General features: G+C 52.0%; 10 protein-coding genes. 6 read left to right on the forward strand and 4 right to left on the reverse strand.

Going from position 1 to position 13,013, the window contains the following annotated elements; all coding sequences use genetic code 11:
* Window positions 1-234: 234 nt before the first annotated feature.
* Window positions 235-1,635: a transcriptional regulator gene (locus NSS64_RS20520; RefSeq protein WP_341141340.1), complete on the reverse strand. Its 1,401-nt coding sequence runs from the start codon at window positions 1,633-1,635 to the stop codon at window positions 235-237.
* A gap of 278 nt (window positions 1,636-1,913) precedes the next feature.
* Between NSS64_RS20520 and NSS64_RS20525 the strand changes: the two genes are divergently transcribed.
* The 6 genes from NSS64_RS20525 to NSS64_RS20550 all read left to right on the forward strand — a co-directional run bounded on the left by NSS64_RS20525 (window position 1,914) and on the right by NSS64_RS20550 (window position 9,697).
* The gene (locus tag NSS64_RS20525; protein ID WP_341141341.1) at window positions 1,914-2,441 is read left to right on the forward strand and encodes a hypothetical protein; all 528 of its coding nucleotides are present in this window, start codon (window positions 1,914-1,916) and stop codon (window positions 2,439-2,441) included.
* A gap of 222 nt (window positions 2,442-2,663) precedes the next feature.
* The gene (locus NSS64_RS20530) at window positions 2,664-5,261 is read left to right on the forward strand and encodes a beta-L-arabinofuranosidase domain-containing protein (protein WP_341141342.1); all 2,598 of its coding nucleotides are present in this window, start codon (window positions 2,664-2,666) and stop codon (window positions 5,259-5,261) included.
* A gap of 130 nt (window positions 5,262-5,391) precedes the next feature.
* Window positions 5,392-6,246, forward strand: coding sequence for an AraC family transcriptional regulator (locus NSS64_RS20535; protein ID WP_341141343.1), 855 nt, complete (start codon window positions 5,392-5,394; stop codon window positions 6,244-6,246).
* A 156-nt stretch (window positions 6,247-6,402) separates the two neighbouring features.
* A complete protein-coding gene (locus NSS64_RS20540) occupies window positions 6,403-6,999 on the forward strand; it encodes a sigma-70 family RNA polymerase sigma factor (protein WP_341141344.1) in 597 nt (198 codons plus the stop codon).
* Window positions 6,938-8,260 (forward strand): DUF4179 domain-containing protein, encoded by a 1,323-nt coding sequence (locus NSS64_RS20545; protein WP_341141345.1) that lies wholly within the window; start codon window positions 6,938-6,940, stop codon window positions 8,258-8,260. Before NSS64_RS20540 ends, NSS64_RS20545 begins: the two co-directional genes overlap by 62 nt.
* Before the next feature lie 306 nt (window positions 8,261-8,566).
* Entirely contained in the window at window positions 8,567-9,697 is a 1,131-nt protein-coding gene (locus NSS64_RS20550; protein WP_341141346.1) for an IS4 family transposase, read from the forward strand.
* 427 nt (window positions 9,698-10,124) lie between these two features.
* Here NSS64_RS20550 and NSS64_RS20555 read toward each other — a convergent pair whose 3' ends face one another.
* From NSS64_RS20555 to NSS64_RS20565, 3 genes are all read right to left on the reverse strand, one after another.
* Window positions 10,125-11,087 carry a glycoside hydrolase family 43 protein gene (locus NSS64_RS20555; RefSeq protein WP_341141347.1) on the reverse strand — a complete coding sequence of 321 codons (963 nt, stop codon included), beginning with the start codon at window positions 11,085-11,087 and terminating at the stop codon, window positions 10,125-10,127.
* Between the two features lie 73 nt (window positions 11,088-11,160).
* Complete coding sequence (locus NSS64_RS20560; protein ID WP_445321988.1) at window positions 11,161-11,997, reverse strand: carbohydrate ABC transporter permease; 837 nt, start codon at window positions 11,995-11,997, stop codon at window positions 11,161-11,163.
* Window positions 11,998-12,021: 24 nt separating this feature from the next.
* Complete coding sequence (locus NSS64_RS20565; RefSeq protein WP_036725691.1) at window positions 12,022-12,912, reverse strand: carbohydrate ABC transporter permease; 891 nt, start codon at window positions 12,910-12,912, stop codon at window positions 12,022-12,024.
* Between the last annotated feature and the right edge of the window lie 101 nt (window positions 12,913-13,013).

The following is a 13,013-nucleotide window of genomic DNA, read 5'->3' on the forward strand; positions in this document are numbered from 1 at the left end:
GGTTTTTCGATTACATTCGGACCGCACGCCACCGCCCAGCGTAATGTAATCGGTTTTTCGATTACATTCGGACCGCACACCACCACCCGGCGCAATGTGATCGGTTTTTCGATTACATTACGCCCGCATACCACCACCTGACGCAATGTGTTCGGTTTTCCGCATACATTCGGTCCATCCTAAGAAGCCCCCTCCATCCCGGAAGGGGCTTCCTTGCATACGAACTATGGCATACTACAACTGGTCTTGTGTCTTAACCGTCTGCTCTGCATGAGCAATCTGCACCCTATTAATAAGCTGCTTATACCGATCCTGAGCTTCTGCTGAAGCATGCGGCCGGAATTGCTCGAATAATCTTACACAGCGGATCACACAGGCTATGCTGCCAAGTGCGGCGGAAGCCTCCAGGCTCCCGAAGATATAACGTATCCCCTGCTCTATCTTCTCTGCTTTGAGAGAGTACAGCGCCAGCTCATAGAGCAGTACCGGATATTGCTCCGGCGTCTCCCTGCCCGGAGTTCCTTCGGCTTGCCCGAAGGCTGCTCCCTCCGGTGTAAGCAGCGGCTGGAAGCGGCTGATAAGCCCGTCCACTTCCCAGCCATAACGGTTAGCTGCTTGAACTGTCTTAAGCAGCCCGTCCAGCAGTCCAAGCCCGGGGGTGCCGATAGATTCCATCACCTCGGGTAGAGCCTCAAGCTCACCGCACATCAGACGGTATAGAGACTTGCAGACTGTCCCCAGCCTGCTGAACTGCGCCCGGATCTGCTGAACCTCTTCTGATTCCTCGACAATCCAGCTCATTTCAGTGTAAAGGCCCACATATTCCAGCGCCCGCTCATATTCACCGGATTCCTCGCATACCTTGGATTGCAGCCAGTAAGCATACAATATATAGAAGCAAAGAGGTCTGGGCGCCTGCCTCAGCTCCTTCTTCTTTTTCGTTTTGTAGAATCTGATTTCGTACTGGATAGATGTCTTATGACGCAGCTCCTCTGCCAGTAGTCTGGCCTTCTCCCAGTGCTGTAGAGCTATATAGATATCCGCCAGCTGCCGAAGCGCTTCCAGCTGGTCTATTTCCTCCAGGCGCTCTACAAAATATTCAAACCGGGTCGCCGCACGGAAATCCGCCTCCGGGCTCTGGCCGATCCGGATCGTGAACAGCCGGTACTGACACAGGGCCAGCCGCTCCGAATGCTGATATTTCTCAGTGTCGGCTACCCCTTCATACAGCAGAGCCGCTGCCTGAAGCTTGCCTTGCCCGTAGAATTCCTCCGCCGTATCGAACAGTAGCGGGGCATATGTAATATTGTCCATGATGATTTGAACCACCTGCCGGATACACTCCAGCTTGTCCAGCTCCGCACAGCGGTGCAGGAAGGGTCCCAGCCGCCGCCAGTCGGGTGCGGAATGTACGACACATTCATCTATATATAACTCATAAAATGCTCCTTCAGGAAGCCCCATTCCGGCGGTAATCCGGTCCAGCTGCTGCATGGCAATAGGACGGTTACCATTAATAATGCTGCTGAGCGTTCCCGAATTGACACCGGAGATTCCTGCGAACTGATTGATTGTCTGGCCTTCTTTTCTAAGAAAAGCAGCCAGTTCTGTTTGAATTGTAGTGTGCTGTTGCAAACCAATACCGCCCCTCAAGAACCAGATATTCTAGTAAAAATCCAGATATTCCTATATCATAAATCCCTTAATTAGGCAGGTCAATCTGGTTTGAACGGTTCAAAAGAGGTTGACAAAGACGGAATATTTGTTATATATACCCAGTTAAAAAATCTTTTGCAACATTTCTGCTGAACCAACGTTTATTAGGGTATAAACAAGTTTGAGAATATTCCGGCAGGGTAAATAAGGAGTGTAGACTCATGCCGCGCAAGATTACGCCAAGGGGGAAATTCATAATGTTAAAAAACAAAAACGTCTACCTGCTTCCTGTACTGGTCCTGTTGTTTCTTTCCCTCGTGACTACGGCGAGCACAACCATAAAAACCGCAGATGCCAAGAGTGAGGGGTTGGCCCAGCATCTGACAGTGTATATACATTCCTTAGAGAACCATAACGGTCAGACGACGCTCACCGGAGATGAAATCGAATGGTATGAAGGCGCGGCAGCCGACGCGGTCTTCGCTCAGCGGGAGCCGGAATCCGCAGCCGAAATCGGCGGTGCCCCGGACGGTTACTATATCGTGAATGACAGCGACACGCTGACCACTTATACGGTAGCCCCGGATGCCAAGGTCACCATGCAGATCTATGACCGCACCGGCAAGCTCGAAGACTTGGACATTAACTGGAACGAATCGCTCACGCTGAAGCAGTTCATTCATGAATTCGCCAAGACGGATATATTCGATCTAAGCGGTTCGCCTTATCACCTCACGATTCAGGATGGCCAGATTGTATCGATCGTGCAGCAGTACACTCCATAAGGAGCTCCTACCTCCTTAATCCCTTACCTTTCACAAACCTTAAGCCACAGCCTGTTGCCCAGCAGCGGTTGTGGCTTTTTTGCGTCTCCCTCCACTAATCTAACCTTTTCACACATATTCAATCCAATCACTATTTACCCACCAGCCCTTTATCTATAAGCTTAAATATAGGATATTCATCCAGCAGTAACCCTACAGAACCTATAGGAATGAGGATACAAAATGACAATTACACCCCATCAGCCGCTTGCGGCCCCGATTCAGGGTAAGCCTTTGTACGAGGAATACCGCATGGACCAGGTCCGTGTGTCCGATCCGTATATCGCGAACGCCTTTGCCAAGGAGATTGATTATCTGACCAGCTATGATCCAGACCGTCTGCTGGCGGGCTTCCGCGAGAACCGGGGACTGCCGAAGCGTGCCGACAAATATCCCGGCTGGGAGAACACAGAGATCCGCGGACACACGCTGGGCCACTATCTGTCGGCGCTGTCCCAGGCCTATGCCTGTACGCGGGATGACGGGCTGGCGCTCAGATTGAACTATCTCCTGGAAGAGCTGGCCCTGTGTCAGCATGAGAGCGGTTACTTGTCCGCATTCGAGGAACGCCTTTTCGATCATGTGGAGAACAAGCAGCCGGCCTGGGTCCCCTGGTATACGATGCACAAAATCATCGCCGGACTCACAGCGTCCTACTCTGCCACCGGCAGCAAGACGGCCTATGCCCTGGCGGATAAGCTCGGTGACTGGGTATACCGCCGCACAGCCTCCTGGTCTGAAGAGGTCCATCAGCGTGTATTATCGGTGGAATACGGCGGGATGAATGACTGCCTCTACGACCTGTACAGAATCACCGGAAAAGCAGACCATTTAAGCGCCGCACACAGCTTCGACGAGCTGACTCTCTTCACTCCTGTCCATGAGGGCAGGGATATTCTCAAGGGCAAGCACGCTAATACCACGATTCCGAAATTCCTCGGTGCGCTGAACCGTTACCGGACACTTGGGGAGAGTGAAGCCTTTTATCTGGAAGCGGCGGTGCAGTTCTGGGAGATGGTTGTCCATCATCACAGCTACATCACCGGAGGGAACAGCGAATGGGAGCACTTCGGTGATCCGGATATGCTGGACCGGGAACGCTCCAACTTCACAGCGGAGACCTGCAACACCTACAATATGCTCAAGCTGACCCGCGAGCTGTTCAAACTCACGGGAGATACCCGTTACGCCGACTTCTACGAGAACACGTATCTGAATGCTATTGTGTCCTCACAGCACCCGCTTACCGGGATGACGATGTATTTCCAGCCTATGGCGACCGGGTATTTCAAGGTGTACAGCTCGCCGTTCGAGCATTTCTGGTGCTGTACGGGAACCGGCATGGAGAGTTTCACCAAGCTGAATGACAGCCTGTATTTCTACGATGCGGACAGCATAGTGGTCAACCAGTACCTTAGCTCTACCCTGGATTCTGCCGCGCACGGCCTGATGCTGATCCAGTCGGCCAATCTGCCTTATAGTGATACTGTAGAGTTCAAGATCTCAGTGATACAGCCTCAGGCTCAGTCCACCACGCTGAAGCTTCGTCTGCCGGATTGGCTGGCCGGAGAACCTGAGCTTCTATTGAACGGGCAGCCTGTGAACTCAGCGGTCAGCGGAAATTACATCGTGACTAGCAGAGTATGGGAAGACGGCGACATGCTTCAGCTCAAGCTGCCGGTGAAGCTGACGCACTTCAGCCTGCCGGATGCCCGCCAGGTGGTCGCGTTCAAGTATGGGCCGGTGGTGCTGAGCGCCGCTCTGGGCCAGAGTGACCTGTCCGTATCCGCTACAGGGGTTGCTGTCAGTGTGCCGACCCGCAACATGCTGGTGAAGGACTTCATCACGACGGTGAACGAGAGCCCGCAGGAGTGGCTGGAGCAGCTTGCGGACCGTGTAGTCCGGCTGGAGCAGGAAGAACTGGCCTTTGCGCTGCGGGGAACGGATGAGGATCAGCGGCTGGTCTTCACCCCGCATTATAAGCAGCATAGTGAGCGTTACGGCATCTACTGGCGTCTGGTCGAGGCGGATTCGGCTGAGCTGCAGAAGCATATTTTACAGGGCAAAATCCGGCAGCGTGTGCAGGACGCTACACTGGACAGCCTGCCTGTCGGCAATGACCAGTATGAGCTGGAGCATGGCATTGAGGGAGAGAACACCTCTGTAGCCACCTGGGACGGATATAACATCCGCAAAGCGGAGAACGGCGGCTGGTTCAGCTACCGGATGAAGGTGGCACCGCGCACGGACAACTACCTCTCGGTCACTTATTTCTCAGGAAATAATGGTAAGAAAATAGCGATTTATGTAGACGGGGAGCTGATTGCGAGCGAGGTGCTGCATACGGATGAAGCCCGCAGCTTCTACGAGCGGAGTTATCTGATTCCTGCTGAAGCAATTGGCGGCAAGACTGAGGTGGAAGTCAAATTCGTGGTTCCTGAGAAGGAAAATGGCATCTTCGACCTGCTGCGCATGATGACCGGTTATGATCACAATGCCGGACTGCGCCAGCTTGCCTTCAGTGAAGGAACGCTGTCTACCTCCTTCAGCAGCGGCATAACCACGTATAGCCTGAGCGTTCCGCAAGCGGCAAGCCAGGTACAACTGAACGTTACACCACACCATCACAATGCCCTGGTCTATGCAGACGGGATTCTGATCGAGGATTCACTCCCGCGCGAGATCAAGCTGCCGCATAGCCGCACTGAGGTGAAGCTCACGGTCAAGGCGGAGGATCATGTCACCGTGCAGGAATATAAGCTTCAGATTGTGAAAGAATAACCATTGGCATAATGCAACACACTGTTCCACACAAGGGTTATCTCGGATGCAGCTTCTGCTGTATGCAAGATAGCCCTTATTTGATATGGTAATAGGATAAGACTATTTCCACACCGAGGGGGATGATAACATGACTGCATTCACACTGCTGGTAGATAAGCCGGTACATCTGGAGATGACCGGCAAATTCGTGGCCCCCTCGGCGGAGTGGATTCACTTAAGCCGGATTTTACAGGATTATGAGCTGATTGTTATGACCGAAGGCGTGCTCTATCTGGCGGGTGACAACGAGCAGTTCGTGGTCTCCAAAGGCGAGTTCCTGCTCCTGCCTCCGCTTACCAGACAATACGGGTACAAGTCTTCGGACTGTAGCTTTTATTGGCTGCATTTTCATGCTGCGAACGGTAGTCAGACTGCGGCCCCCCCTCCGTCAAACGGCGACAAGGAAGAATACGTTATTCACCTGCCCCAATACGGAACCCTGCGGAATGTCGAGAAAATCATCGTCATGATGAAGCAGCTCCAGGACTCGGTGCGGAGCTACAATCAGACGGTGCTGGGCAACTATATGTCTACCGTTATTCTGTGCGAGCTGTATAGCCAGACCCTGCCAACCGATGCCGATCCGTTCAAAAGAACGAAGCAGGAGCAGCTCTACCACGATATTGTGGACTACATTAAATGGAGCCGCAGCGAGCATATTAAGGTATCCCAGATCGCCGCCTATTTCGGCTATAACGAGAAGTATCTCTCCCATCTGTTCACCGTCATCTCCGGGATCTCCCTGAAGCAATATATTCTGCAGCAGAAGATGGAGCTGGCGAAATTCCTGCTGACCGACACCAACCAGAATGTCAGCGAAGTCTCACTGCAGCTAGGCTATAAGGATTGCCATAATTTCATGAAATCGTTCAAAAAAATTGTCGGCCTCACTCCCACCGAGTTCCGCAACGCTTATGCCAAGCGCCTGCTGTTCTACGAATGAGCGTGAGAGCATCCGCCAGCTCCTGCCTCTTCCTCGCTCCCTCCACAGCCCTCCAGAGACTAAGAATTCCTCTGGAATAGGCTGTGGATATTTTTTTGAGAGCATAATGAACTTTCCGGGCTGCTACGCACTCTTATCTGTGAAAGGGGTGAGCACATGAATATAAGCCGTCTTGTCAGAGCCGCACAGCGCGGCAACAAAGAAGCATTATTAGAACTGATCCTAGCCGAACAGGACGCTTATTACCGTCTTGCCTATAGCTACATGAGGAATGAGCATGACGCGATGGATGTAATGGAGGACATGATCGTCACGCTCTATGAGAAGCTTGCGCAACTGAAGAAGAGCGAGGCCTTCTACAGCTGGAGCAAAACCATTCTGGTTAACCGCTGCAAAACGGTCCTCCGCAACCAGAACCGGTTCGTTCCCCTGGAGGAGGACGAGGCGCCGGAGCCTGCAATGGAGGCATGGACTGCAACTAACCCGTACCGCGATACCGAGTCTGAAATGGATCTGTCCGTTCTGCTCGCACATTTGAATCCCCGGCAGCGGGAGGCGATTGAGCTGCGTTATGTCCACGATCTGCCGTATCAGACCATTGCCGATATCACCGAAGCGCCGGTCGGCACGATCAAGTCCAGAATCTCGCAGGGGATACAGAAACTAAAAGCTATGATTGGAGGTGACCGTTATGAGAACGATCGAGGAGAGATTACAGAAACATCAGCAGATCAAGACGCCGTCAGAACTTGAAGGCAGATTGCGGAAGGCGCTGGAGCAGGCTCCGGTTAGACGGAAATCACGGGCTGGACGGGCACGGTCCTGGGTCGCCACAGCCGCAGCAGCCATGTTACTGACAGTGGGCGTCTATCAGTATCCTGCGCTGGCCTATTACGGCGGGAAGCTGTTCAGTCAGACTGAGCTGAATACCATGGCCTTTTCTGAATTGGCGGACCATGGATACGGTCAAAGCGTCAATAAAAGCAAAACATTAGGTGACGGAACGGTGATTACCATTAACGGGGTAATTGCAGACGACAATGCCCTGACGATGTATTACAGCATTGATCCGGCTTCAGGCAGTATATATACCGGCGACTTCCCTGACGGCAACTATTCACTCCGTTACGGAGTAGATAAACTGGAAGGGTTCATGACGGATTCAGATCCGCTGGGGGGGAGCGGCGGCGGCAGCAAGGACAGTAGCCGCTTCGAAGGAGTATACAAATTCGAGCCGGCCAGCCCCTTCTCCAGAACATTGACCGTTACCTTCAGCGAACTGCTGGAGAACGGGAAAGTGGCACACTATCCTATCTCCTTCAAATATGACCCGAACCTTGCCATGAAAAGCCTGCTCGTCGCAGATATTGACCAGGCTGTACCGGTGGATCAGGGAACCGTCTACTATGACACGATTACGGCTTCTCCTACGTCAACCATCGTAAAAGGACATTATAAGATGGATAATGGCGAAAATCCAAGATTCTCTGCTGTAACCAAACTATATGTGAATGGGACTGAGGTTGATTTCCGGTCGATGCGGGGTACGAATTCCAGTAAAAAGGGAGCCCCGGAATTTATCATAGAATACGATGTGCTGCCGACAGACAAGCCGCAGAGTGTTGAACTTGTACTGGATAATTTCAGCGGATACCAGAACGTTGAAGAGCCGATCTCTCTGGCCTTGCCTTCGGACCGGTCGGTTCTGGTCGGCGAGGAGAAGCTCTGGATTCGCAGTGTCACTAGGACTGCTAACGGCTATGATATCGTGATTGCCGGGAAGCAGTTCACTATGCTGGACAAGGACACTTTGGCTGTTCAAGCCGGAGGAGCCGCCGTTCCCGTCAGTTCGATATCCGATTCCCGCCCGTGGGATCTCAAGAACGGCAATATCCTGTGGGAACGCACATATTCCTTCCAGACCACGGAGAAGCCGGAATTCCTGATGATGGATGGCTTCCACTATATTAAGTTCTATAGACAGACTGTTCCGGTTCCTCTAGGGGACAAATAAGGGTGTTTGCGCAGAATAAAGCACGGCGACCAGTTAGCACGACAATCCTGCACGGAATACAACAATGCGGCTCAATAGAACCGGCTATGAGAAAATCCTGCACTAAATGCAACAATGTAGCCCAATAAGAGCGGCCCGTGCGGAAATCCTGCACACAATGCAACATTACAACTTAAATCAGCACCAAACTGCTGGAATTCCTGCATAAAGTGCAAGCGTGTTGATTTCCCAATAAAAGGGACAAAAAAGGCCGTCATTTCGGGTAATGGTAAGTACGACCAAACCAAACCGAAATGAGGCGACCTCATGAATAATAATACCCCATTCTTAGCCGTATTCAAACAAGTATTAACTCCAGAAGAAGTTGAAATGGTGACCGGGCAAACCGAGGACTACGAGGATACCGGAACCAAAATGACCGTTGGTGTGTTGTTCGACTACTTTGTCCAAGCCTGCTACCACCAATGGGATGGCTTTCGTCAAAGTGCCCGCGTGGGCTCGAACTTCGATTTGCCTAAGGTTCATTACTCCACTCTTTCGGGCAAAGCCGGTGAAGTTCCTTACGATATCTTCAAACGTTTGTTTCAACTGCTTGTCCAGAAATGTAACCGGCAAACCCGGCGTCACCTGAATCTGCCTAAAGATCTGCTGCTGATTGACTCGACGACGGTTACGGCGGCGAACTCCCGCATGTCTTGGGCTCCGTATAAAAAATTCAGAGGGGGCCTGAAGCTGCATGTCGCTCATTCGCATGGCCAGCATTCCCCCTTGAAGGTGGTCGAATCGATTGCCCGGCGCAATGACGCTCCATTTGGAGAAGTCTTGGCCCATAAGGACTACATTTTAGTTCAGGATCGAGCGTATGGAAAAATCGGTCGATTGGATCAATATGTGCAGCAAGGTCAGTCTTTTGTGATTCGTCTAAAAGACAATCTCCATTTGGTAAAGCCGCGAAAGCTTCAGCGACCGGCAGAGGGAGACACCCAAATTGTACGCGATATCACTTGTTATATTGGTCAAGGGAAACATCAATCTACCCAGCGCCACCGCGTCGTTGAATTTGAAAACGACCGGGGTGAAGTGGTGCGAGTCGTGACCGATTTGAGAAAAGAGTCTGCTCAGGTGATTGCTGAAATCTACAAAGCACGCTGGAAGATTGAAGTCTTTTTCCGCTGGATGAAGCAGCATCTGAATGTCCCTTGTTTATTTGGAACCACCGAAAATGCAGTATATAACCAATTGTTTGTGGCCCTTGCTGTGTATGTGCTTTTGAAGTACATTTTTGATGAAATTCATCCGAAGGTACCGGTCTTTGCCGAACTGACTCTTTGGGAATTTATGCAGCATTGGCGTATATTTAATCTTCCGCTGGAGTGGCAGGTTCAGTGGGGGATGCTACGGCATAAAGATCATCTAGGTGTTTTTGTCATCCCATAATATGGGTAATCAACACGCCTGCATAAAGTGCAACAATGTGCCACAGACAGTAACAAATTCAGAAAAATCCTGCATAAAATGCAACAATGTAGCCCAATAAGAGCGGCCTGTGCGGAAATCCTGCATAAAATGCAACAATGTAGCCCAATAAGAGCGGCCTGTGCGGAAATCCTGCATAAAATGCAACGGCAGATGCCTTACCAGGGCGCTCTGCCACCAGACCATTGGCTAATCCAGAGGCTCAGCACAAAGAGTCCCGCTCCCCTCCAAAGGGTTGCGGGACTCTTTGCATTTTATCGGGTACAGGCAATACAGCTATTCCTGTCCTGTTCCATTATTGCAGCCGGTAGCCCGCCTGCGAAATGCACTTCAACGGAACTCCGCAGTTCTGCGTGCTATCCTACTCTCTTCCCGACTGAACTCTGCCCTACTTCACGCCATCCCTCACCGGCACGCCGAAATCCGGCGTGCCGTCCGCGTTCCAGCGCAGGCGCTGCGCACGGGTGTGGCGGTTCGGGTCGTAGAGCGGGTCTCCGGTGATCTCCTTATAGCTGCGGGCATGGTAGATCAGAACATCCCCGCCGTGCTCGTCCACCGTGAAGCTGTTATGTCCCGGGCCGTACTGCCCGTTCTCCTCACTGGTCTGGAACACTGGTTCAGGATGCTTGGTCCAGGATACGGCGTCCAGCAGATCGCTGTCCTCCGATGCAGTGAGCAGCCCCATACAATAGTTGTGATCGGTGGCGCTGGCCGAGAAGCTCACGAAGATCCGGCCGCCCCGCTTCAGTACGGCAGCACCCTCGTTTACCTTGAAGCCGATGACCTCCCAAGGATACTCCGGCGAAGAGATCATCGTCTGCGGACCCTTGAGCGTCCAGCCGTTCTCCATGGCTGAGATATACAGATTGGAGTTGCCGTCAATCTTAGGGTCCTTTTGCGCCCATACATAGTAATGCACGCCCTTATGCTCGAACGTCGTAGCGTCCAGGGCGAAGGATTCCCAGGCGGTTCTCACCTGCCCCTTCTCGGTCCACTCCCCTTCCAGCGGGTTCGCTGAAGTATTCTCCAGGGCGTACATCCGATGGTCGAACAGCCCTTCCTTCGTCTCCGTGGTGCGGGCCGCCGCGAAGTAAATATACCATTTGCTATCAATATAATGGATTTCGGGTGCCCAGATATTGGCGCTGAGCGGGCCGCTCTCATATTTGCGCCAGGCGACTACCGGCTGTGCTTCCCGAAGCCCCTCAATCGTTAACGCTCTGCGTACTTCAATCCGGTCATATTCCGGCACAGAAGCAGTGAAATAGTAATAGCCGTCGGTATGCTTGTATACCCAGGGATCTGCACGCTGTTCGACAAGCGGGTTAGTGTACTCTCTATTTGTATTCATTATGGTTTCTCCTTTGGTCTTGAACTGGTGGCTGGCGGTGCTCAGCCGGTAATTCGGTATTCCGAAGGAAGGGTCAGCCCTTCACTCCGGAGATGGCAACAGATTCAATAATTTGCTTTTGGAATACAAGGAAGATAATCAGCATCGGCAGCAGGGCAATAATCGAAGCCGCCATAATCAGCGGATAGTCTGTCTGGATCGCATAGGTCGCATTGAAGTTGGCGATAACCAGCTGGAGGGTCTGCTTCTCCGGTGAATTCAGATAGATAATCGGAGACAGGTAGTCGTTCCAGATACCCATGAACCACAGGATCAGCTGCGCTGCCACCGCCGGCTTGATCAGCGGGAAGGTAATCGAGCTGTACAGGCGGAAGTACGAGCTTCCGTCGATTTTGGCCGCTTCGATAATGGCATTGGGCACACTGCTCAGATACTGCCGCAGGAAGAAGATCATGACGATATTGCCGAACAGGCCCGGCACGATCAGCGGCAGCAGCGTATCAATCCAGCCCAGCTTCGAGAACATGAAGAACTGCGGAATCATGACTGCCGGATACGGAATCATCAGGGATGACAGCATCAGCAGGAATATTTTATTTTTACCCGGAAACCGCAATTTAGCAAAGGAAAACGCCGCAAGGCTGGAGGTGAACGTACCTACAATCGTCACCGTCACCGCGATGATCAAGCTGTTCCTGATCCCGCTTAGCAGCGGACCCGCCGTCCAGATCTCACTGTATTTATCGAAATGGAACGGCCGCGGAATCCACACCGGAGGCAGGGCGAACACATCCTGCTTATCCTTGAATGAGGTGGACAGCATCCAGAGCAGCGGGCCGATCATGAACACCGCGCCGATTAAAAGTAGAACAAAGATAATGCTATGGGTAACTCTTCTTCTGCTCGTCATATTTATGGTCTCCTCCCTCTTCAGTTAATCGACATCGAACGATTGCTTCTCGTTCATTCGGAATTGGATAAGAGTCACAACAAATATGAACACGCCGAGGAATACCGCCATAGCAGAGGCATAGCCCATCTGGAAGTTGCCGAAGGCTTTTTGCCAAATGTAGAACACCACGGAGGCTGAAGCATATTCAGGCCCGCCTGTAGGGGTCATAATGTTCATCTCGGTAAAAATTTGCGATCCTCCAATAATGTTGGTCACGATGATGAAAAAGGTTACCGGGCGCACCATCGGCCAGGTGATATGCCAGAAGGACTTGAAGCCGCTGGCTCCGTCCAGCTCCGCCGCTTCATAATAAGATCTGGAGACACTCTGCAGCGCCGCCAGATAGAGCAGCATCGTATACCCGAGGCCTTTCCATACCGCCATAATGATCAGCGCCGGCTTGACCGTATATTTATTCGCCATCCAGTTCGGCCCGCTGATTCCGAAGAGATCAAGGAACTGGTTGACGAGACCATAATCACCGTTATAGGCCCAGTTCCACATGATCGATACTGCGGCCAGAGAAGAAATGACCGGAACATAATAGATGACCCGGAACGCTGTAGTCCCGGGCACCCCCCGGTTAAGCCCAAGCGCCAGCAGCAGCGCCAGCGTAATGCCGATCGGAATGCCAAGCATCATAAACAAAGTATTGAATAAGGCCTTATGGAACAGCTCATCCGACCACAGATCCTTGAAGTTGCCGAGGCCGATGAAGTTCATCTGGCCGAGCCCATCCCAATCCGTGAATGAGCCATAGATCGAATAGATCATCGGATACAGCGTAAAAATCAGCAGTCCCAGCAGCGGAGGCAGGATAAACAGAAATCCGTAGATTTTCTCCTTGCGGTACAGACCCAGCTTAGTGTTCATTAGAATCACCTCAAATTCGGATGGTCCAGCAACAAAGTGATGCCGGCCCGCTGTTACAGGAGACCGGACATCACTTGTTATGCTGGATAAGAACGATGTGT

The sequence above is a fragment of the Paenibacillus sp. FSL H8-0122 genome, from assembly GCF_038005345.1.
Classification (GTDB): Bacteria; Bacillota; Bacilli; order Paenibacillales; family Paenibacillaceae; genus Paenibacillus_AQ.